20 protein-coding genes and 1 pseudogene are annotated in these 21,415 nt (G+C 61.7%); 9 read left to right on the top strand and 12 right to left on the bottom strand.

The genetic code is table 11. The features are described from left to right. Window positions 1–229 precede the first annotated feature (229 nt). The 11 genes from QR64_RS02565 to QR64_RS27465 all read right to left on the bottom strand — a co-directional run bounded on the left by QR64_RS02565 (window position 230) and on the right by QR64_RS27465 (window position 5,405). A complete protein-coding gene (locus QR64_RS02565) occupies window positions 230–508 on the bottom strand; it encodes a DNA-binding protein (RefSeq protein ID WP_039583958.1) in 279 nt (92 codons plus the stop codon). A gap of 143 nt (window positions 509–651) precedes the next feature. Continuing rightward, window positions 652–1,236, bottom strand: coding sequence for an antirestriction protein ArdA (locus tag QR64_RS02560; protein WP_039583955.1), 585 nt, complete (start codon window positions 1,234–1,236; stop codon window positions 652–654). After that, on the bottom strand, window positions 1,229–2,254 hold the full coding sequence (locus QR64_RS02555) for a DNA-methyltransferase (protein WP_039583954.1): 1,026 nt from the start codon (window positions 2,252–2,254) through the stop codon (window positions 1,229–1,231). Before QR64_RS02555 ends, QR64_RS02560 begins: the two co-directional genes overlap by 8 nt. Continuing rightward, on the bottom strand, window positions 2,251–2,391 hold the full coding sequence (locus QR64_RS26755; RefSeq protein WP_153811620.1) for a hypothetical protein: 141 nt from the start codon (window positions 2,389–2,391) through the stop codon (window positions 2,251–2,253). Before QR64_RS26755 ends, QR64_RS02555 begins: the two co-directional genes overlap by 4 nt. Then, window positions 2,376–2,672: a hypothetical protein gene (locus tag QR64_RS02550; RefSeq protein WP_235366963.1), complete on the bottom strand. Its 297-nt coding sequence runs from the start codon at window positions 2,670–2,672 to the stop codon at window positions 2,376–2,378. The genes QR64_RS26755 and QR64_RS02550 overlap by 16 nt, the downstream gene beginning before the upstream one ends. A 22-nt stretch (window positions 2,673–2,694) precedes the next feature. Then, entirely contained in the window at window positions 2,695–3,573 is an 879-nt protein-coding gene (locus QR64_RS26405; protein ID WP_152640897.1) for a hypothetical protein, read from the bottom strand. A gap of 192 nt (window positions 3,574–3,765) precedes the next feature. Then, complete coding sequence (locus tag QR64_RS02535) at window positions 3,766–4,026, bottom strand: hypothetical protein (protein WP_235366961.1); 261 nt, start codon at window positions 4,024–4,026, stop codon at window positions 3,766–3,768. A 169-nt stretch (window positions 4,027–4,195) separates the two neighbouring features. After that, on the bottom strand, window positions 4,196–4,393 hold the full coding sequence (locus tag QR64_RS02530) for a hypothetical protein (protein ID WP_039583945.1): 198 nt from the start codon (window positions 4,391–4,393) through the stop codon (window positions 4,196–4,198). Continuing rightward, window positions 4,390–4,920: a hypothetical protein gene (locus QR64_RS02525; protein ID WP_152640896.1), complete on the bottom strand. Its 531-nt coding sequence runs from the start codon at window positions 4,918–4,920 to the stop codon at window positions 4,390–4,392. Before QR64_RS02525 ends, QR64_RS02530 begins: the two co-directional genes overlap by 4 nt. Window positions 4,921–5,022: 102 nt before the next feature. Next, window positions 5,023–5,235, bottom strand: coding sequence for a hypothetical protein (locus QR64_RS02520; protein WP_152640895.1), 213 nt, complete (start codon window positions 5,233–5,235; stop codon window positions 5,023–5,025). A gap of 17 nt (window positions 5,236–5,252) precedes the next feature. Continuing rightward, the gene (locus QR64_RS27465; protein WP_235366959.1) at window positions 5,253–5,405 is read right to left on the bottom strand and encodes a hypothetical protein; all 153 of its coding nucleotides are present in this window, start codon (window positions 5,403–5,405) and stop codon (window positions 5,253–5,255) included. A gap of 314 nt (window positions 5,406–5,719) precedes the next feature. Here QR64_RS27465 and QR64_RS02510 point away from each other — a divergent pair, with 314 nt between their 5' ends. The 9 genes from QR64_RS02510 to QR64_RS02470 all read left to right on the top strand — a co-directional run bounded on the left by QR64_RS02510 (window position 5,720) and on the right by QR64_RS02470 (window position 20,319). Next, window positions 5,720–6,499 (top strand): hypothetical protein, encoded by a 780-nt coding sequence (locus tag QR64_RS02510; RefSeq protein ID WP_039583940.1) that lies wholly within the window; start codon window positions 5,720–5,722, stop codon window positions 6,497–6,499. Window positions 6,500–6,641: 142 nt separating this feature from the next. Continuing rightward, complete coding sequence (locus QR64_RS02505; RefSeq protein WP_200886458.1) at window positions 6,642–9,071, top strand: type I restriction-modification system subunit M; 2,430 nt, start codon at window positions 6,642–6,644, stop codon at window positions 9,069–9,071. After that, entirely contained in the window at window positions 9,068–10,225 is a 1,158-nt protein-coding gene (locus tag QR64_RS02500; RefSeq protein ID WP_084222263.1) for a restriction endonuclease subunit S, read from the top strand. Before QR64_RS02505 ends, QR64_RS02500 begins: the two co-directional genes overlap by 4 nt. Beyond that, complete coding sequence (locus QR64_RS02495) at window positions 10,222–10,935, top strand: TIGR02391 family protein (RefSeq protein WP_039583937.1); 714 nt, start codon at window positions 10,222–10,224, stop codon at window positions 10,933–10,935. Before QR64_RS02500 ends, QR64_RS02495 begins: the two co-directional genes overlap by 4 nt. Further along, a complete protein-coding gene (locus QR64_RS02490) occupies window positions 10,932–11,876 on the top strand; it encodes a GIY-YIG nuclease family protein (RefSeq protein WP_039583935.1) in 945 nt (314 codons plus the stop codon). The genes QR64_RS02495 and QR64_RS02490 overlap by 4 nt, the downstream gene beginning before the upstream one ends. Then, the gene (locus QR64_RS02485) at window positions 11,869–14,955 is read left to right on the top strand and encodes a type I restriction endonuclease subunit R (protein WP_039583933.1); all 3,087 of its coding nucleotides are present in this window, start codon (window positions 11,869–11,871) and stop codon (window positions 14,953–14,955) included. Before QR64_RS02490 ends, QR64_RS02485 begins: the two co-directional genes overlap by 8 nt. Then, window positions 14,942–15,667: a M48 family metallopeptidase gene (locus QR64_RS02480; RefSeq protein WP_039583931.1), complete on the top strand. Its 726-nt coding sequence runs from the start codon at window positions 14,942–14,944 to the stop codon at window positions 15,665–15,667. The genes QR64_RS02485 and QR64_RS02480 overlap by 14 nt, the downstream gene beginning before the upstream one ends. Next, complete coding sequence (locus tag QR64_RS02475) at window positions 15,668–17,629, top strand: AAA family ATPase (RefSeq protein WP_039583929.1); 1,962 nt, start codon at window positions 15,668–15,670, stop codon at window positions 17,627–17,629. After that, window positions 17,626–20,319, top strand: a complete 2,694-nt coding sequence (locus QR64_RS02470; protein ID WP_039583928.1) for an ATP-dependent RecD-like DNA helicase — start codon at window positions 17,626–17,628, stop codon at window positions 20,317–20,319. The genes QR64_RS02475 and QR64_RS02470 overlap by 4 nt, the downstream gene beginning before the upstream one ends. A 718-nt stretch (window positions 20,320–21,037) precedes the next feature. Here QR64_RS02470 and QR64_RS02465 read toward each other — a convergent pair. Further along, window positions 21,038–21,367 (bottom strand): annotated as a pseudogene (locus tag QR64_RS02465) (transposase); the annotation flags it as partial. Between the last annotated feature and the right edge of the window lie 48 nt (window positions 21,368–21,415).

The raw sequence follows: 21,415 nt of genomic DNA, 5'->3' as shown, positions 1-21,415 counted from the left end.
GCGTCAGCCGCGAACCCCGCTACGCACTCCGGATCCGGAAGGGCCATTTAACTCCTCCCATTCATTTTCTATTTTATAGAAATTGTTTCGAAATGGGAATGATGATTGTTCATTCCACATCGAATAAAGGAGAGGCTTCTCTGGTTTAGTTCGTGTCGAATTGGCGGGAGCCAGCGAGTCCTTGCGGAACTCGGGGCTGGCTCCCGCCGAGGACGGACGGCCCGGTGGGCTATCCCTTGGTGCCGCGACCACGGGTGGTCTTCGGCGCTTGCGTTGTGGACGAGCCGAACAGGGCCGAGAGGGCCTGTCGCTGCAGTTCGGCATCCTTCTCGAGCTCGGCGCGAAGTTCCTCGGCCTTGGCGGTGATCGCGGGATCGTTGGCCAGGGTGTCGAGGTGCTTCTCGATGGCGGTGCGGATGGTGTCCGTGACCGTCATACCGCTGAGCTTCGACAGCATGCCGATGCGAGCGTGCAGTTCGTCGTCCAGTCGGACGGCAAGGGTCTTCATGACCGGCTCCTCCTTCCTGAAGGTGTTTGTCCGAACGGTTCCGCGCGGGAGTCGTTCGGCCACTTCCTCGGGGTGGTGCGACCGGTGGAGGCGGGATGCCTTCACGATTTCGGCCGCAGGCCCCCGACGAAGGGCCCTCCCGTCTACGGGATGGTAAAGACGTAGACATGGCCCTCGGGTGAGCGTTCGAAGTGCACGTCACCTGACAGTTCGGCGTCGCGGGCGAAGCCTGCATAGTTGATCGACACATAGCCGCGGAGCGCATCTGGCACTGCCCGGTCGATCTCGGTTTCAAGCCCGTTGTGAAGCACGTCGCGCGCCCAGTCCTCCGGCGAGTCGTATTCGCCGCCATAGGAGTCGGTGAACGAATCGAGCATGTCGGGATCAGCATCGTGCAGTTGCGCGTAGGCCGCGAACGCCGCACCGTGCTCGGCGATACCGCGCGCCACCCGGGCCACCACGTCGAGCTGCTCGTACTCGCCGACCTGGAACGGGCCGAACTCGTCGTAGTCGAAGATGCCGTACTCCTCGGCGTCCGGCTCGTGGCTGCTGGTCAGGATGTGCTGAACGGCGTCGCGCAGCTCCTCGTCGGTGACGGCGGCATCGAGCCAATCGCCGTGCAGGCGCCCGGCGTTGTAGTCGGCCAGACTGCCGACCCAGATGCGCGGCTGCAAGGTTGGCTGCTGCTCGCGCTCGGGCTGCTGTGGTTGTTGATCTTTCTCATTCATGGATCACCTCCTTTCGTTTACGGGTGACACGCTCGCCGTCGATGCGGTCGATGGCCAGCGCGACATAGTCAGGGTTGAGCTCGATACCGAGCCAGTCGCGGCCGAGTGTTTCGGCGGCGATGGCGGTGGTACCGGAGCCGATGAACGGGTCGAGCACCAGACCTGGCTCGCTTGCCGCGTCGCAGTCGCACATCGCTCGTAGGGCCAGGCGGGTCGCGACCGCGCCGAGTCGCCGCACCGGGCGCTTGTACGCCGCTCGGCACTGGCTGCAGCGTTGTTCGGGGCAGCCGGCCTCGACCATCCGCCGCGCCAGGCTGACCGGGAAGGTCGCGAAATGCGGGCCACGGTAGCCGCTGACGGCCAACCGCCAGACATCGCCGGGATTCTTCCCGAGCGGATGGCCGAGTAGCCCAGCGGCGTGTAGTGCGGTCAGTCCCCGGTCACCGTCGCTGTTTGGCCCCAGCCAGGCTGGCCGAGCCGGCTTCCGCGATGCCGGCCTCGTCGACGCCCTGCGTTTCGGTGGGCGGCTGACGTGCGGCTCACGGATGGCATCGAGGTCGAAGAAGTAGGTCGGCGAACGGGCGAGTACGTAGATGAACTCGTGCTTGGTGGCGAGTCGGTCCGCAACGCTGGTCGGGATAGTGTTCGTCTTGGCCCACACGATCTTGTTGCGCACCAGCCAGCCGTCGGAGACCAGCTGCAGCGCCAGACGCTCCGGCCCGAGCAGCAGACTCTTGCGGCCGGCCCCCTCGGCCGGTTTGGTGCTGTAGCTGTCCCCCAGGTTCAGCCAGACCGTCCCGGTCGGCACGAGCACCCGCCGCACCTCGACGAGCAGCGTGTGAAGCCCAGCGACCCATTCGTCGACATGTGCTTCGAGCCCGAGCTGGTTGTCGTGGTCGTAGTTGCGCAGCCGAAAGTAGGGCGGGCTGGTCACCACGCAGTCGACCGACGCATCCGGCAGCTCCCGCAGGCGGTCGAGTGCGTCGCCGATGAGGATCTGGTTGCGAGGCAGGCTCATGCCGTACCTCCGGCCAGCACCTGCGCCAACGTGTTCGGCGTGGCGTAGCGAAACATCGCCGCCGTCAGGCTGTGGCTGCGGTGGACGGCGGCTTCGAGCTTCGCGGCACGCTCGGCGGTGGTCAGAAGCCAGACCACCAGCGGGAAGCTGCCACGGCGGTCTTGTTCGATTCCGCTGCGGCGGTAGTCCTCGTACTGCTGACACTGGGGGTTCCCCCTGCCCCGAGCCCCAGCGGATCGGCGCTGGCGACCTTCGCCACCAGCGGTCGTCGTAACGCTGCATTCGACAAGAGCATTGGCAGCATCGACAGCGAGCATCCGCCCACCCGGGCGAGCGTCAACAGGGCGGCGTGCAGCAGGTCGCTGCTGCGCGGGCCGAGCTGGTCTCCGTAGAGGCTCTTGAAGACGCCGAAGATCACGTCGGCCGACCGTTCTGGTTGGTTATCGACGAAGACCGACACCCCAACGGGACAGCTGTCGGTTGGGTCGAACACCACGATGTCCGTCGTGCCGCTTCGGGTCGACGCGCTCGAGGAAGTCCGTACAGGCATCGCCCTTGCCGTCGATGAGCACCACCGACCGCCCGGCGGTCGCGTCCGCCGGCGCCAGGTTCACCAACATCGTCGACTTGCCGGTGCCCATGGGGCCGATCACGTGCATGACCCGCTTGGCCTCCTCCACACCCTGGCCGACTGGCCGGTCGCCGTCGAGGGTTGAGTCGCCCAGAATCCGACCTGCACGCGGCACAGTCGTGGCGACTGGAAGCTGGCGTGGGTGGGGTGAGGGCACGCCCGGTAGGTCTATGTCCTTCGGGCCGATCGGCCACCCGAGCAGCGCCGTCAGCTCCGTGACGCCCAGTTCACTCGGCCACAGCAGCGGGTCGCGCATCTCGTCGAGTGCCCGCAACGACGATCGCTTCAGGCGGAGCGCCACGCCCGGGGCTTCCAGTCCACGTAGCGGCGCGGCCAGGTTCCCGATCAGTCGCTGCGCCCGAGCGCGGTCACGAGATCGTGCGCCGATCCGCAGCTCACACGAGAACCGATGCTCGCCGAACTTGGTACCGACCCGTGTCCGCTGTTGGCTCGGAACATCGGAGATCAGGCGTGGACGGTGTCGTGGCCCGAGAATGACCTGCAACCGCACCAGCTCACCTCGATGGGCGCCGGAGAGTGCGGCAAGGACACCGCGGGCGACCTGTTCGGTCGAGCCAACCGCCAACGGTATCCGGCGATGCCCGGGTAGGCGCACCGCCGCCGCCGCTGTTGAATCGACGGGGCGACGTCCAGCGGTAGCGCGCAGTCCGACGAGGTACAGCGACATCGCTCGTACTGCCCGTCCCGCGACGGTAGGTTCGGCCCCGAGAAACCAGGCGATCGTGCCGGCTTCGCCGCGAGCCTCCAGGACCAGGCGGGGTTGACGGCCAGGCCGGAGAGCGCTCCGACGGCCGCACGCGCGGCTTCAACCGGTAATGGAGTAGGCAGCTCCAGCCTCGTCCAGGCGAACGATCCGCAGCTATTCATCGGAGCCCTCCGCATCGTCGCGAGCCTGCCGCTCGGCCTGAGCCTCGGCCTCACGCTCAGCATCGGCCATTGCCATGGCGATGATCGCTCGCGCAATCTTGCGCACATCGGGCTGCTCGCGTTGTTCGGAATGGACGATGATCCGTCGGCTGTGCCGGGCGCGTTTGATATCTGCCCGTTGCACAGCCCTCCGATCCGCTCGATAGGGCGCATTCTTACTCACGCCCTCGTCGTCGTGATGTGTTGTTGACATGGATCTACCTCCTTCCCGAATTACGTGATGGACCGACTTTCGTGGTGCGTTTCGAAATAGAAATGCGAGTCGTGCGGCAGACTATGAACCGAACTGACGCGAATTGCAATAGGTAAATTGCCATTGTCGACTATTCCGCAACATCGACCGGAATAGTTGCCACGGAGAATCACCAGCCGCGGTACTTCGATGAGATCCGCCACCACAGGAGGGCTCCGACACCGACGACCAGTACGACGATGCACAGGTACAGCCAGATCGCCCGCAGGATGCTGATCGCGGCGTAGAGGGCCATGGCCGCCAGGAGTAGGCCGACGCACGCCTCCAGGAAGCGACCGCCGATACGGCCAGGGTCGCCGCCACTCACGGCAACCGCCGAATCTCAGCGAGCAGACCCGACACGAGCCCAGCCTCGTGACAGGTCGCGACGAAGCGGCCCTGGTCGAGGGGGAACCGCCCGATGACGCCCATGAGGAAGATCTGACCCACAAGATCCGTGGTCAGCAGCTCGTACGGCAGACTGCCTTTGCCGAACCCGTCCAGGGCCAGCTCGTCGAGGTGCCACTGGGCGAGCTCCAGCTCATCGTCGAGGTTGAAGCTCAGCCCCAGGCGCACATGATGCACGTCGTGGTAGTAGCGGAACCGGATGTTGTCCTCCGGCGAGTCGTAGATCGTCGACTCACAGAACAGGTTGCTCACCGGCAGTGGATCACCCGTCTCCTTCGAGTGGGTGAACGCGCCGCGCAGCTGTTGATAGGTGCTCGGCGCAGCCGCGACGCCGGCCCAGCCGAAGCCAAGCTCTCGACTGGTGAGGTCGGCCTGCTCGCGGACGAAGCGGGTCAGCTCGGCGCGACCAGCACGCAGATCTGACGTCGTAGGGTGAGAGGTGGTCATGGCGTGACTCCTTGACGTGTTCATTGGCGTGAAGAGGTTGAGAAGTGTTGTGGCCGTTCGGTCTGGCCGAGCGTAGGCACGCGCTCGGCCAGACCCTTGGATCTATCGCGGTGACGGCGGATCGATCCGGCTACGACGCGCCGTATCGATCATCTGGTGAATCGCCGACGCAGCCATCCGGTTGATGCGCGCCTGGGCCTGTCGCTGCGCGCGACGTGTTCGCGCGATCTCCGCCTGTCGATCGGCTTCGATCTGCGCGTACACACAACGTCCTGAGAGCAATATCAGGACGAGCCCGACCAGCGCGACGAGCACGAGGATCGCGAGTGTGCTCATCGGCGGTTCACCGCCCGGGCGGTGTCGGCGACCGCCTGACCCATGCCGATGACTGTCATCGTCTTGATGAAGTCCAGGTCGCCGGACGCGGCCGGTGCGGCCAAGGCGAGCTGCTGCTGCACCTGCGCGACCAGTGCCGCCTGCTGCATGGCGTAGGCGCCGGTGCGGGTGATGGCGTCAACCTTCGCCTGTTGAACTTCGCCGGCTGCGGCGATCGCGGCCGAACGGAGCTCGGTCGTCCGGTCGATCGCGGCCAGCTCCCGTGCGGTCTGGCGTGAGAGTCGGCCCCCGGCGGAGGACGGGGAGGGAACGAGGGACGGGCGCTGTAGCGCTCAACTGCGGTCATCAGCTTCTCCTTTGCTGATCGTTGGGATGTTGCCTTGCCCATCACAGCGGAGCAGCCGTCTATGGTCGTGACAGAAAAGTGCAGCCTTCAGACCAGCGGAAACGAGAAACTCGAACCGTGCCCCACGATGCAGTCGACCCCATCAGCGTCGAGCAGGTATGCGACGAGCTCATCGAGTTACGAGGAGCGCACGGCCGCTTGACTGTGCACAAGCTCGCACGCCATCCACTCTTGGTGCGCCTCTGCGGCGATGACGACTTGATAGACGGATATCTGGCGTTCAAGCGCGAGATGGAACGCCTGACACGCGGGAGCAAGTACGAAGCCGCACTCGCGTGGTCGATCCTCGCCGACGCAGACTCCGTCCTCGATCGCCTGACGCTCGCCGCCGAACACCTCAGCGAAGGAGAGCCGAAGGATCAGCGGACGATCCGCCACTGGAGCGACCGAGGCATGCTTAGCGTTGCCCACGACCTCGTCGCATTCGCCGCCATCCGCGGTAACACCGGCCAAGACCTGATCGGCATCACCATCGCCGCGACCAGTAGTCGCATCCAGGTTCAGATCATCCAGGTTGCCTCTCTGCAACTCTCCCGACGTGCCCCAGTCATCACCATTACCGCACCCAGTGAGCACGACGAAGCCCCTACGCCAGCGACCATCGATCTCGAACATGCCAAGCCGGACTACGAGGCATCAGGTGACACCACCTCAACCAGGGAATACAGGGTGGTCATCGCGCGGCAGCCCGATCACGGGCCGTTGAAGATCGCCATCATGGCCAGGAGATCACCGACCCCAACCTTCTTCCTTCGCGATGAGACGCCGGAGTCGCTGAGCGTCTGTTTCGCCGTGCATCGATCACTCGTCGAGATCGACCTGACCACGGCCGAGTAGCCGTGCAATCGTCAGCAATGTCAGCCCCCTCTGGCATGCTGAGACGCGACCAAACGGCGAGCCGCAAGATCCTCGTACAAACGTTCGAATAATGGTACAATGGGCATCACAAATGCCTACAGACACAACAGGAAGACCAGCTGTGGCGCTTAAGAAGTCGGATCTCTACTCATCATTGTGGGCAAGTTGCGACCAGCTTCGTGGTGGTATGGATGCCAGCCAGTACAAGGACTACATCCTGACGCTGCTGTTCGTGAAGTACGTCTCCGACAAGGCCAAGACCGACGCCAGTAGTCTGATCGAAGTACCTGCGGGCGGCTCGTTCGACGACATGCTCGCCGCCAAGGGCGACAAGGAGATCGGCGACCGCTTCAATAAGATCATCGCCAAGCTCGCCGAAGCCAACGACCTGCGCAACGTCATCGACCAGGCCGACTTCAACGACGAAGAGAAGCTCGGCAAGGGCAAGGAGATGCAGGACCGCCTCTCCAAGCTGGTCACCATCTTCAACGACCTCGACTTCCGTGGCTCGCGCGCTGAGGGCGACGACCTGCTCGGCGACGCCTACGAGTACCTGATGCGCCACTTCGCCACCGAGTCCGGCAAGAGCAAGGGCCAGTTCTACACCCCGGCCGAGGTCTCCCGCATCCTCGCCAAGGTGGTCGGCATCGGGCCGAACACCCGACAGGACCAGACTGTCTACGACCCGGCCTGTGGTTCCGGTTCGCTGCTGCTGAAAGCTGCCGCCGAAGCGCCCCGCGGCATGTCGATCTACGGCCAGGAGAAGGACAACGCCACCTGGGCGCTGTCCAAGATGAACATGATCCTGCACGGCAACGAGATCGCCGAGATCGAGAAGGGCGACACCATCACCAGTCCGCAGTTCACCAAGGGTGACCACCTGCGGACCTTTGACTACATCGTCATGAACCCGCCATTCTCGGTGAAGTCCTGGAACAACGGCCTCGAGAACGACTACGGCCGCTTCGAGTATGGCCGTCCACCGGAGAAGAACGGCGACTACGCCTTCCTACTCCACGCGCTCACGTCGCTCAAGAGCACCGGCAAGGCTGCGATCATCCTGCCGCACGGCGTGCTGTTCCGCGGCAACGCCGAAGCCACCATCCGCACCCGCCTACTCAAACAGGGCTTCATCAAGGGCATCATCGGCCTGCCGGCAAACCTGTTCTATGGCACCGGCATCCCGGCCTGCATCGTCATCCTCGACAAGGAGAACGCCCAGGCACGCACCGGCGTCTTCATGATCGACGCCTCCAAGGGCTTCATGAAAGACGGCAACAAGAACCGCCTGCGCAGCCAGGACCTCCACAAGATCGTCGACACATTCACCAAGCAGATCGAGATCGACCGCTACTCGCGCATGGTGCCGATGAGCGAGATCGCCGACCCCAAGAACGACTACAACCTCAACATTCCGCGCTACATCGATTCCTCCGAGCCCGAGGATCTGCAAGACCTCTCCGCCCACCTGCACGGCGGCATCCCTGACCGCGACCTCGACGCGCTGGCGCCGTACTGGGACGCCTTCCCGCAGCTCCGCAGCCAGCTCTTCAAGCCCAACCGCCCCGGCTACAGCGACCTGACCATCGACGTCAACCAGGTGCAGCAGACGATTCTTGACTCACCCGAGTTCCAAAAGTTTGCCGAAGAAGCGAATGCGCTCACCATCGACTGGTTCACAGCCCACCGCGACGCTCTGGCCGCCATTGATCAGAACACCACTCCCAACGACCTGATCGCCGCGATCAGCGACGACCTGCTCGCACGCTTCAAGCCCGTGCCGCTGCTCGACGAGTACGACGTCTACGAACAGCTCATGACCTACTGGCACGCTCAGATGCACGACGACGTCTTCCTGATCATGAACGATGGCTGGCTCGACGCCGCCAAACCACGCAAGACCATCGAGGACAAAGACCGCAAGCTCTCCGAAACCCCCGACCTGGTCGTCGGCTCCGGCCGTAGCGCCACCAAATACAAGATGGACCTCATCCCACCCGCGCTCATAGTCGCCCGCTACTTTGCTGACGAGCAGGCCAAGATCGACGACCTCACCGCAGCCGCCGAAGAAGCCACCAGAGCCGTCGAAGAGTACGTCGAAGAACACGCCGTCGATGACGGACTACTCGCCGACGCCATGGACGACGACAAGATCTCCAAAGCACTCGTCGCCGCACGCCTGAAGGCGATCAATACCGGCGGTGACCCCGACGAAATCAAGGCACTGCAATACGCAACCAAGTTGTACAACGCCGAAGCCGCTGCCAAGAAGGCAGTCAAGGATGCACAGGCGGATCTCGACCTCGCCACGCTGAAGAAGTACGGCGACCTGACCGAGGACGACGTGAAGTCGCTCGTGCTCGACGACAAGTGGCAGGCGACTGTCGTGCGCCGCGTCGCCGGCGAAGTGGAAGCGCTCACGCTCGACCTGGTTGCACGGATTCAGCAGCTCGGCGAACGTTACGCCGAGACGGTCGGTGAATTCGACGCCGAACTGGAAAGACTCGAAGCCAACGTAGCAGGCCATCTCGCGGCGATGGGGGTCGAATGATCGGGACAGATGGTTGGGAAGTTCGCACGGTTGGATCGCTTGGTAGCGTCCGAGGCGGCAAGCGCCTACCGAAAGGGCGTTCCCTTACAGTTTTGCCAACTCCACATCCGTATGTCCGAGTCACCGACATGCGCCAAGGAGGTGTGGATACGTCTGATCTCCGATTCGTACCCGAGGACGTCGCTCCGTCTATTCGCGCCTATCGAATCTTCAAAGACGATATTTTCATCAGCGTAGCGGGGACTCTTGGCATCGTTGGCCGCATCCCGGCGGAAATCGACGGGGCTAATCTCACCGAAAACGCCGATCGAATAACTTCAATAACGTGTGACGTCGACTATTTGATGTACTCACTGCTTGGCGAGTCGATTCAGAATGAGATCGACTCCATTCGCACCGTGGGCGCACAGCCCAAGCTTGCGCTTGGGCGCATCAAACAGTTCGAGATTCCAATCCCAAAGGCGCGAGCTGAACAGAAACGGATCGCGCAGGTTTTTCGCGACGCCGATGATCTGATTGCCACCCTCGAACGCCTCATCGCTAAGAAGCATGCGATCAAGCAGGGCATGATGCAACAGCTCCTGACCGGCCGCACCCGTCTGCCGGGGTTCACTGCTCCATGGCAACCAGCTCGTCTAGGTGAGCTATTGGCATACGAACAGCCTGGCCGATATCTCGTATCGAATGCTGACTACACCGACACGGGCACACCTGTCCTAACAGCGGGCAAGACGTTCCTACTCGGTCGTACGCCTGAGAGGCACGGCATCTTCACGAACGTACCCGTAATCATTTTTGACGACTTCACCACTGCTTCAAAGTACGTCGACTTTCCATTCAAAGCGAAGTCCTCTGCAATGAAAATGTTGTCGGCTCGGCCTGGAGTCAGTTTGCGTTACGTTTTCGAGCGAATGCAACTGATCGATTTCGCTGCCGTCGACCACAAGCGTCGGTGGATAGCGGAGTTCAGCAAGATCGAGATCCTCACTCCATGCGAGGATGAGCAAGTCGCGATTGCCGGGGTGCTGGAGGATGCCGAGACTGAAATCGCTTTCTTGGCGCGGAGGTTGGAGAAGACTCGGGCCATCAAGACCGGCATGATGCAGCAGCTCCTGACCGGCCGCACACGGCTGTCTGTGGAGGCTGCGTCATGAACACCGAGTGGGCTATTGCAGAGCTGGACAAGTTTGTCTATCAGACAGAGATCGTTGCATCTACCACCCCAGGCGTGATCGCAAGCTTCCCGCGAGGACCTGAACACGAGATTCCGGGTCAGGCTCAGGTCGTCGAAAAGATCCTGGAACGGGTGATTCCACAATGGCGAGAGTCCATCCCAACGGATTCGTACCATCAGTGGGAGCAGCACCGTGAAGGTGCTCTTCGAGCGCGAGCACAACTCCAACGAGAGCATGAGCTTAGGGAAAACCTGGGCGAGAACGCTCCTGAATTATCTGCCGCTGAGCTTCATCCGTGGATCTGGGAGGGCGCAAAGTCGCTCTGGCGGTCTGGGCATTACCGAGAAGCTGTTGGCGGTGCGATTCGAAAGCTCAATGCTGAGACGCAGAACAAGGTCAGTCGTCGCGACGTGAGCGAGACGAACCTGTTCAAGCAGGCGTACTCGATGGACCAACCGAAGGCCGATGCAGCCCGGCTCCGACGCATGAAAGACGACGGCAGCGACACCTACAAGTCGGTGCAGCGTGGCGCGATGGCCCTGGCAGAAGGTGTGTTCGCAGGCATCCGCAATCCGCTGAGCCATGAGGTCGACCAGGAACTGAGCGAGCAGGAGGCGCTGGAGTACCTCGCAGCTCTCAGCGTGCTGGCACGCTGGGTTGATCAGTCTGATGTGGAGACTGTCTCGTGAGCGCCGGCAAATCTGTTCGCCTGTTCCTGGCTGATGGAACGCCAGGCGGCTTGCTGACAGCCGAGATTATGAATTGGACCGGCCATGTTGTGGCTGCACCGCGCTCAGACCTTGCCGCACTCTTGAAGCGACCCGAGGCGACCCGCACCGGAATCTACATCCTGCTCGGCGACGATCCGAGCAGCCTGGGCGGGCAGATGGCCTATATCGGCGAAGGTGACGACGTCAGCAAGCGGCTGTATCAGCATGCTCGCTCGGAAGAACAGAAGGGCAAAGACTTCTGGGATCGAGCCATCGTGCTGACCAGCAAAGACACCAACCTGACCAAGGCGCATGCCCGCTACCTGGAAAGCCGCCTCATCACGCTGGCCCTGCAGGCTAGCCGCGCCCGACTCACCAATGGCACCACGCCGCCTCCGATCGTCCTGCCTGAGGCTGACGTGTCGGACATGGAGTACTTCATCGAGCAGGCCAAGATCGTGCTGCCAGTGCTAGGGGTGAACCTCTTCCGGTCGCCAACGACGACCCCGACGGTGCCGCACACTGAGGTAGCGGGTAGGCGCACCGATTCGCCGGTATTCGAGATGACGCTGAAGAAATCCGGCATCACCGCGACCGCACAAGAAGTCGACGGCGAGTTTACCGTGATCGAAGGCTCCAGCGCCCGGCTGAAGTGGACGGGCGGCGAGAGGCACAGTTACACCAGTCTACGGGCGAAGCTGGAACAGGATGGCACGCTCGTGCCGACACCCGACGGCTCGGCGATGCGATTCACCCGCAACCACGTATTCGCCAGCCCGAGCGCCGCCGCCGCCATCGTGGCCGGCCGCAGTGCTAACGGCCGCACCGAATGGCTGGTACAAGGTGCACGAAGAACATATGGACAGTGGGAAACCGAAGGAATTGAGGAGGCGATGAAGCAGGAGGTGAGCAATGAGTGATGTAGGACAGATTGAACGCAAAGCCCAGAACCGCGTGGTGGCGCTGTTTCGCGATCAGCTCGGGTACGAGTACCTCGGCAACTGGGAATACCGCGAGGGCAACTCGAACGTCGAGACCGAGCTGCTTACGCAGAACCTGCGCGCTCGTGGCTACGACGACAACCTCATCAACCGTGCCCTCGGCCAGCTCGGCAGAGCGGCTTCGGTCGGTGCCGGCCACGACCTGTACGAGGCTAACCGCGACGTCTACGGGCTGCTGCGCTACGGCGTGAAGGTTAAGCCTGGAGTCGGCGAGCAGACCGAGACCGTATGGCTGATCGACTGGAAGAACCCAGACGCCAACCACTTCGTGGTCGTCGAGGAAGTCACCGTCGCCGGCCAGCACATCAAGCGCCCCGACGTGGTGCTCTACGTCAACGGCCTGGCGCTCGCCACACTGGAGCTCAAGCGCTCCAAAGCCGCTGTCTCTGAAGGCATCCGACAGACTATCGGTAACCAGAAGCCGGAGTTCATCCGCTCGTTCTTCTCGACCGTGCAGTTTGTCTTCGCCGGCAACGATGTCGAAGGCCTGCGCTATGGCGTCATCGATACCCCGGAGAAGTACTGGCTGGAGTGGAAAGAACCCTCCGACGTCGCCGACCCGCTCGACCGGGCGCTGCTGCAGATGTGCAGCAAGCCGCGCCTGCTTGAACTGATCCACAACTTCATCGTCTTCGACGCGGGCGTCAAGAAGGGCCCGCGCCACAACCAATACTTCGGCGTCAAAGCCGCCCAGGACCGCATCGCCAAGCGCGAGGGCGGCATCATCTGGCACACCCAGGGCTCGGGTAAGTCCCTCACGATGGTGTGGCTGGCTAAGTGGATTCGCGAGAACCAACCCGACGCCCGGGTACTGCTGATTACCGACCGCACCGAACTCGACGACCAGATCGAGAAGGTCTTCAACGGCGTCAACGAACAGATCTACCGCACGAAGAGCGGCGCCGATCTCATCAACTCGCTCAACGCCAGCGAGCAGTGGCTGATTTGCTCCCTCGTCCACAAGTTCCGCGCCGCCGACAGCGACAGCGAAGACGACGAGACGACAGCCGAGTTCATCAAAGAGCTGCATGCCACCATCCCGAAGGACTTCAAGGCCAAGGGCAACATCTTCGTCTTCGTCGACGAAGCCCACCGTACTCAGTCCGGCAAGATGCACACTGCCATGAAGGCGCTGCTGCCCGAGGCTATGTTCATCGGCTTCACCGGCACCCCGCTGCTGAAGGCCGACAAGGCCACGAGCATCGAGACCTTCGGCTCGTTCATCCACACCTACAAGTTCGACGAAGCCGTGGCTGACGGTGTGGTCCTGGACCTGCAGTACGAAGCCCGCAACATCGACCAGGAGCTCACCAGCCCGGCGCAAGTCGACAAGTGGTTCGAGGTCAAGACCAAGGGCATGACCGACCTCAGCAAGGCCGAGCTCAAGAAGCGTTGGGGCACCATGCAGAAGGTCGTCTCCTCCGAGCCGCGCGCCAAGCAGATCGTCAACGACATCCTGCTCGACATGGAGACCAAGCCCCGCCTGATGGACGGGCGCGGCAACGCCATGCTCGTCGGCTCGAGCATCTACCAGGCCTGCAAGTTCTACGAGATGTTCGTCGCGGCCGGCTTCAAGGGCAAGTGCGCCATTGTCACCAGCTACACCCCGAACGCCAGCGACATCGCCAAGGAAGACTCCGGCGCGGGCAATACCGAGAAGATCCGCCAGTACGACATCTACCGCAAGATGCTGGCCGACTACTTCGACGAACCTGAAGACACCGCCGTGAACAAGGTCGAGGAGTTCGAGCAAGCCGTCAAGCGCCAGTTCATCGAGAACCCCGGCCAGATGCGGCTACTGATCGTGGTCGACAAGCTGCTGACCGGCTTCGACGCGCCAAGCGCCACGTACCTCTATATCGACAAGAAGATGCGCGACCACGGCTTGTTCCAGGCCATCTGCCGGGTCAACCGCCTCGATGGCGACGACAAGGATTACGGCTACATCGTCGACTACCAGGACCTGTTCAACTCTATTGAAGACGCGGTCGGTGACTACACCTCTGGCGCACTCGACGGATACGAGAAGCATGACATCGAGGGACTGCTATCAGACCGTATCGAGAAGGCCCGCGAGAACCTCGATGAGGCCCTCGAGCGCATCCGCGCCCTCGTCGAACCTGTTGCACCACCGAAGAACACGCTGCAGTACCAGCAGTACTTCTGTGCAGCGGAGCAGGGCAACGCCGAACAGCTCAAAGCCAACGAGCCCAAGCGCGTCGAGCTGTACAAGGCGGTGGCGGCCGTCACCCGCGCCTACGCCAATCTAGCCAACGACATGACCCCTGCCGGCTACAGCCAAGCCGGCGCCGAGGCGATTAAGAAGGAAATCGCACACTACGTCGACGTGCGTGCCGAGGTGAAGCTCGGTGCGGGTGAGGATGTCGACTTCAAGCAGTACGAGGCCGGCATGCGGTTCTTGCTCGACACCTACATCCAGGCCGGCGCCTCCGAAGTCGTCTCCAACTTCGAAGACACGGGTCTGATCGACCTGATCGTCAAGCTCGGTGCCGGGGCGATCGACAAGCTGCCTGCCGGAATCAAAAGGGACCCCGAGGCGGTCGCTGAGACGATCACCAACAACATGCGCAAGGTGATCATCGACGAGCACGCGCTGAATCCGAAGTACTACGACAAAATGAGCGAACTGCTCGACGCCATCATCGAACAGCGCCGCCAGCAGGCCATCGACTACCAGGAGTACCTGACGAAGCTGCTTGACGCCGCGAAGAAGCTCGGCGCCAAAGAGTCGGACGTGAAGTATCCCGACTGGGCGGACAACGGCGCGCGACGCGCCCTGATCGACTTCGGCTGGCCCGATCCGGCAACGCCGATCCAGGTCGATACTGCGATTCTGACGAGCAAGCCGCATGACTGGGTGGGCAACACGATGAAGGAGAAGGTCGTCAAGCGGGCGATCAGCCGCACGCTTCCCGATGGCTTCGACCGAATCGACGAACTGTTTGAACTGGTGAAGGCCCGCGATGAGTACCGCTAACGCCTACCTCACCATCCGTGGCATCGACATCGACGTCATCTACAAGGACATCAAGAACCTGCACATCGGCGTCTACCCACCGCTGGGCCGCGTGCGCGTGGCTGCTCCCAGTCGGCTTGACGACGACCAGGTGCGCCTAGCGGTGATCCAGCGCCTGCCGTGGATCAAACGGCAACGCGACAAACTGCGCTCCGCGGAGCGCCAGTCCGAGCGGGAGATGGTGACCGGCGAGTCGCACTACGTGTGGGGTATTCGTCGTCGGCTCAAGGTCGTTGAGCGGCCTGGTCGGGCGCACTTCGAGGTCGACGGCGAGCGGCTGGTGCTCTACGTGCCTGCCGACACCTCGGCCGAGAAGCGACGTGCCTACCTCGACAAGTGGTATCGCGACCAGCTTTGCCAGGCGATCCCCGATCTCATTGCGAAGTGGGAGCAGTCGCTCGACGTGACCGTGCCGAAGTGGACGATCCGCCGGATGAAGACCAAGTGGGGCTCCTGCAACCGCGAGACGCGGCACATCTGGTTCAACGTCGAACTCGCTAAGAAGCACCCCGACTGCCTGGAATACATCGTCGTCCATGAGATGACGCACTACTTCGAACGCAACCATGGCGAGAGGTTCACGAGCTTGATGGATCAGCACCTGCCCGATTGGCGCAGTCGACGAGAGCAGCTGAATGCGGCACCGCTCGGAGCTGAGGAGTGGACCGAGTAGATGAGGCTAACAAAGGCAGAATTCAGAGGTTTCGGACGACTGGCAGATGCGCAGATCAATCTCGACCACAAGGTTGTCGCTATCGTCGGCCCGAACGAGGCAGGCAAGACGACTCTATTGAAGGCGCTCGCCTACATAGATAACGGCGAGTCGCTCACCGTCGCTCAACGATCGCGTGGACTTTCCGGTGACGTCGCCGATGACCATATCGTGGTGAGGATTCAGTATCGGCTGGATGAAGCGGATCAGGCTGCAGTTGCGCACCTCGATCTAAACGACAAGCCGACCGAACTCTGGCTCTCCCGTACAGCTGGGCCAGGCGACGCCCGCAGGAAGGTCGTACCGACCCCGCGCAAGAATCTCGTCCCTCTTGTGTCGGCGTTAGAGGCTCTGAAGGCCGCAGCAACTGACTCCGCCATTGCTGATCTGAAGCCTGCCGAGCCAGAAGATGGCGCGGAACGCGAAGAGCTTGACGAGCGACGCACGTCCTTCAGTGGCCGCCTTAAGGCGGCTCTAGACGCCCTCCGCGCCGGTGGTGAACCAGACATTGAGAAGCAGGCGAGCGAGCTCGCCCCAGCCACCTGGATTGAGGAGTTCGGCGAGCACGGCCTTGGTGGAGACATCCGGGCGGCATTCGAGCGAGTTCAGGCGTGGATTGCCAAGGCAGATCCTACCGAGGAAGTCGCCCAGATTCTCTATGACCGCTCGCCGGACATCCTGTCATTCTCCGAGGGTGACCGGCTGCTGGCGTCTAACTATGAACTGACAGCAGAAAGCGTTGGCGACCCACCGGCGGCACTGCGCAACATCTCCACAATGGCCGAGCTCTCACTCGAAGAGCTATGGAAGACGATCAATAACGGAGACGAAGGCGCTCGCGAGACCCTGATTGAAGAGGCAAACCAGACCCTCGTGACTAAGTTCACGCAGGTCTGGAACCAGTCGAAGATCTCCGCCCACCTCAAGATCAACGGGGTGAGCCTGGAGATCCGTATCAAGCAGGATGGCCGCACAATAACGCAGTTCCACGAGCGCAGCGCGGGTGTTCAGATGTTCGTGGCGCTGGTCGCGTTCCTTACCGTCAAAGGCCAGACTGCGCCGCCGATTCTCCTGATCGACGAGGCTGAGACCCACCTGCACATCGATGCGCAGGCCGATCTCGTGAACGAATTTATGACACAGACTCGGGCAGCAAAGATTGTCTACACGACCCACTCGCCGGCCTGCTTGCCGCCCGACCTTGGTACAAATATCCGCGCCGTTGTTCCCGATCCTAAGAACGGCCAGCGGAGCCTGGTTGAGGGAAGCTTCTGGACGAAGGGTGTGGGGTATTCACCGCTGATGCTGGCGATGGGCGCAGGTGCCGCCGCCTTCTCATCCGCACGCAAGGTCGTGCTCGCGGAGGGAGCAACCGAAATGTTGATGTTGCCGTCGCTGATCAAGAAGGCGATCGGGGCCGAAGACCTCGACTACCAAGTCGCCCCCGGACTGTCTGAGGTTCCCGTATCCATGTATCCCGAACTCGACCTCGAAGGAGCGCGAGTCGCCTTTCTTGTCGACGGCGACGATGGCGGTAAAGAACTGCGCGAGGCGCTTGTCGATGCGGATGTTCCTGAGGATCGCATAATCACCCTCGGAGCCCTGACTCTTGAGAACCTGCTCGACCCGGACGCATACAAGCGGGTGGCTGTCAGTCTCATCAATGAGGCTGCCGGCGCTGAGCGCATTACAGTAGCCGATGTTCCGGATTTATCGGACGATGGGACGTCGCTCTGGCCGAAGGTCATTAGTGAGTGGGCGAAGGCGAACGGCCATTCGTTGCCGGGGAAGCGGGTCATCGCTAGTCGGCTCGTCGAGGACGGTCTTGCAGTCCCGAGCATACAGGGCAGCGTGATCTTAAAAACCGTGCACGAGGCGTTGACTCGGGCGCTCGATGGAAAGGGTGTGCGGACGGAGGCGTGAGTACCGTTGACCAGCAGATCCAGAGCGCCGCAAATGCGATCTCGTCCAACATCAGTGCGCTAAGCCATGATCGAGCGCTCCTTGCCCAGAATATCCTGAGTCAACTCCGCAACCTGGTCGAGGGAGTCGCGGTCAGGCTCCACGCCGGTCGGGGCGACGTGGAGTTTCAGTATTCGGCAGTGGGCGTAGCCATGTCTCACGTCGGATCGAAGGGGAAAATCAACTTCGTATCGCGGTTTCACAAACTACTGCAGATCAGCACTTCCCACTACACGATGGGCGGCGACCCATCAGAGCGACTCATGCTCAAGTACTACGACTACCTGCATCGCATCCGCAACCTGGCGGACACCCAGCTCGGACTCAACATCCTGAGCAATCTTGAAGACTTTCCCGTCGATCTCGATCCGTCATTGAAGGAGTACCACCAGAAGATCGCCGAACGGATTGTTGCCATACAAGCTGTGCCGCTCATGGAGCCCCGGAAGGATCGCTATTACATCCACGCGGTGCGCCCGTTCTACGCGAGTGGGCAGGTCTACTACGAGGTGACCTTCTATAACGCCGTCAATCGGGTCAGTAAGTTCGACCGCATCATCGGCTTCACCACCATCGACATCACCGACAAGTACGCGGCAAACCTCGTCCTCGAACGTGACTCGATCGAAGTGCTGGGTCAGACGATGCCAATCACGATTATTCGCGACTGGGAGGTGTCGATTCGTCCGTGTGAGTTCGACAACTTCGCCCGGATATTCGACCAGCAGATCAAGACCTCGACCGGAAGTTCCGAGTATCGGAACCTGATGAAATATCTGACAACGACGACGTCGAGCCTGCTCGACATTGTCGACATGGGAGATGCGCAGTACGACTCGTTGAAAGCGTGGGCCACGAAGAAGTCGCAGCACCCGCGGCTCTTCCCGGTTCTAGACCTAGCACGTCAGACGGTCCGGTCTGCGAGCCCAGGCTACAATGTCCTGCGCTATCTGATGTTGCGGATGAACAACCAGATCATCAAACTGCAGCACGCTCATGAGGAGTGTGGTGTGCTGTCGAATCTGCACCTCCAATACGGGTGCAAGCCGTTCGACCGGATGCCGTTCTGCACCTCACTGTTCGGCCACAACCCGAGCTTCGCTGACCTCGCCGAGAGCCTGGACACGACGGGGCGTACCCACGAGCTTCTGGCTCGCCGGGTGAAGACTAATGTCGAGGATCACGGCATGCTCTACATGCCGGTTGCCGATGTCGAGTCACTTGGAGATGTCGACTCGCTGATGGCGGCCTACAACGCGCGGGTGTACTACAGGCACACAGGCCGCACGATGCTGAAGGACAAGGGACACGTCTTCATCAGGGAGTACGAGGACGGCACGGCCGCGATCATCGAAAAGTTGCAGGAGTACGCGGCGGCAGGCATTGCTGGTTACCAAAGCGCGGTCAAACTGTGGCTCGCCCAAACGACTCCGGCTCCGGACGACCCAATCAAGGTCCAAGCTCTCGAAGAGTTGTTCGTCGACTCGCAGGTGGCGCTGATCTACGGGGCGGCCGGTACGGGCAAGTCTACGATGGTCAGCCTGATCGCCAACTATTTCAATGGCAACGAGAAGCTCTTCCTCGCCCATACGAACCCGGCCGTCGATAATCTCAAGCGCCGAGTCAACGCACAGAAGGCAACCTTCCGCACTATCAGCAGTCAAGTTGGTCGCGCCGATGCGACTGACTACGACGTGCTGGTCATCGACGAGTGCAGCACGGTCAGCAATTCCGACCTGCTCAAGGTGATCGATCGTACGTCCTTCAAGCTCCTCGTGCTCGTCGGAGACGTCTACCAGATCGAGTCCATCCAGTTTGGCAACTGGTTCGCACTTGCCCGCTCCTTCATACCGGATACGGCGGTGTTCGAGCTGACGACGCCGTTCAGGACTAAGAATGCTGATCTGCTGGACTTGTGGTCGACGGTGCGCGACTTGAAGGAAGACATCGCCGAGACACTCGCCCGCAACAGCTACTCAACGGTGCTGAGCGAGAGTCTCTTTCAGGCACAGAGGGACGACGAGATCATCCTGTGCCTGAACTACGACGGCCTGTACGGCATCAACAACGTCAACCGCTTTCTTCAGAGCAGCAACCCCGGTGCCGCGACAACGTGGGGAGCCTCTACCTACAAGGTCGGCGACCCTGTTCTCTTCAATGAGACTGACCGCTTCCGGCCCCTCATCTACAACAACCTCAAGGGAAAGATCGTCGACATTCAGACCTTCCCCGGCCGGGTCCAGTTCGACGTGTCGCTTGACCGCCCGGTGACAGAGTTTGACGTCGATGGCTTCGATCTCAGCTACGTCGAGAACTCGACGATCCGATTCGATGTTTACGAGCGAGGCAGTGGTGACGATGATGACGACTCGACATCCGGGTCGGTGCCGTTCCAGGTCGCCTATGCGGTCTCGATTCATAAGGCTCAGGGCCTGGAGTACGACTCAGTGAAGGTCGTGATTACTGATGCCAATGAGGACGACATCTCTCACAACGTCTTCTACACGGCGATCACCAGGACGCGTGAGCGCCTCCAGATCTTCTGGACGCCGGAAACCGAGCACGCTGTTCTCAACAGCCTGCAGCGGAATGTCAACAAGAAGGACGTAGCACTGCTGATGAAGCGTCGCGGGTTGACCCCGATGCCGTGACAATAGTGATCACGTGGGCGGGCGACTGGAACTTTCGCCCGACTAATCGTCAGGCCAACTCGTTAGTCGGCGTATATGGTACCCGCTTCGGCCTCGACCGTCCTGCTACGATCAGCCGTACATTCGCGTGTCCCATCCCAACTTCCGCCGCGATCGCCTCAGGCTTCAAACCTTCCGCCCATAACTCTCTCACCCGATCTTCCTGCTCGGCCGTCACTGTCCGCCGCTGCGGTGACACACTAGCCTTGCGCAGGATCATGCGGATCGAGTAGTCGCTGATGCCGTAGCACTCGGCGAGTCGAGCAAGGCTCGTACCGCCCGCCACGTACGCCGCAACAATGGCCTTCCGGTCGGCGTCATCGATTCTGCCGACGAGTCGGCGTCCCGTGGGTCGGGGCGGCAGCGCAACCGGTTCACGGTCCCGTAAGGCAAGGCATCTCTCGAGGAGAGACGGCGCTTCCCGTACGTCTGAGTACCGTCCCAGTGCGTGCACCACTTTTCGGTTCGCGCCACACGGCCGGAGGATAGTGCCCCGTGAAGTGGTGTAAACCGTTGTGCGCGTTGCGCTGTGAGGCTGTGCTGATTATGCCGTAAGGGGCGTCTGCTCGTCCACCACCTCTCCGGGACGGGCGGGTCGGACTGCGTCGAGGACGGTCGGTGCCGGCGGGGACAGCAATGTCATCGACTCTTCCGACAGGTAGCGACGATCACTGACCTACCATTCCTCGTGTGCTTCGATGAGCACACAGGTGGCCAGCCGCAACAGTGCGGTGGGGTTCGGGAAGATCCCGACTACGTCGGTTCTGCGCTTGATTTCCCGATTGAGCCGCTCGATCGGATTGGTGCTCCAAATTTTCTTCCAGTGCGCCTCGGGGAAATCGGCGAACGCAGTGATCTGTTCCTTGCACTCGATCAGCATCGCTGCCACCGTCGGGAATTGCGACTCCAAGGTGCTGGCGACGGTGTCCACGTGGTCGCGCACCAGCATCCCGGTGGGCTGGGAGAAGATGGTGCGTATCGCCGCGGCGACCATGGGCCTTAACCCCTGACCTTGGACACGGTGTCATTTCGGTTATGCCGCTTCCGCGAGGGTAGC

Origin of the sequence: Rhodococcus sp. Chr-9, assembly GCF_000801125.1 — a bacterium.
Lineage (GTDB): Bacteria > Actinomycetota > Actinomycetes > Mycobacteriales > Mycobacteriaceae > Rhodococcus > Rhodococcus pyridinivorans.
Note: the sequence above shows the minus strand (reverse complement) of the source record. Positions and strands in the feature narration are given on the sequence as shown.

What these genes read in the sequence shown, in the direction of transcription:
- QR64_RS02565 (WP_039583958.1), bottom strand. Translation starts at nt 508, where the DNA reads ATGAAGACCCTTGCCGTCCGACTGGACGACGAACTGCACGCTCGCATC.
- QR64_RS02560 (WP_039583955.1), bottom strand. Translation starts at nt 1,236, where the DNA reads ATGAATGAGAAAGATCAACAACCACAGCAGCCCGAGCGCGAGCAGCAG.
- QR64_RS02555 (WP_039583954.1), bottom strand. Translation starts at nt 2,254, where the DNA reads ATGAGCCTGCCTCGCAACCAGATCCTCATCGGCGACGCACTCGACCGC.
- QR64_RS26405 (WP_152640897.1), bottom strand. Translation starts at nt 3,573, where the DNA reads ATGTCGCTGTACCTCGTCGGACTGCGCGCTACCGCTGGACGTCGCCCC.
- QR64_RS02535 (WP_235366961.1), bottom strand. Translation starts at nt 4,026, where the DNA reads ATGTCAACAACACATCACGACGACGAGGGCGTGAGTAAGAATGCGCCC.
- QR64_RS02525 (WP_152640896.1), bottom strand. Translation starts at nt 4,920, where the DNA reads ATGACCACCTCTCACCCTACGACGTCAGATCTGCGTGCTGGTCGCGCC.
- QR64_RS27465 (WP_235366959.1), bottom strand. Translation starts at nt 5,405, where the DNA reads ATGCAGCAGGCGGCACTGGTCGCGCAGGTGCAGCAGCAGCTCGCCTTG.
- QR64_RS02500 (WP_084222263.1), top strand. Translation starts at nt 9,068, where the DNA reads ATGATCGGGACAGATGGTTGGGAAGTTCGCACGGTTGGATCGCTTGGT.
- QR64_RS02495 (WP_039583937.1), top strand. Translation starts at nt 10,222, where the DNA reads ATGAACACCGAGTGGGCTATTGCAGAGCTGGACAAGTTTGTCTATCAG.
- QR64_RS02485 (WP_039583933.1), top strand. Translation starts at nt 11,869, where the DNA reads ATGAGTGATGTAGGACAGATTGAACGCAAAGCCCAGAACCGCGTGGTG.
- QR64_RS02480 (WP_039583931.1), top strand. Translation starts at nt 14,942, where the DNA reads ATGAGTACCGCTAACGCCTACCTCACCATCCGTGGCATCGACATCGAC.
- QR64_RS02475 (WP_039583929.1), top strand. Translation starts at nt 15,668, where the DNA reads ATGAGGCTAACAAAGGCAGAATTCAGAGGTTTCGGACGACTGGCAGAT.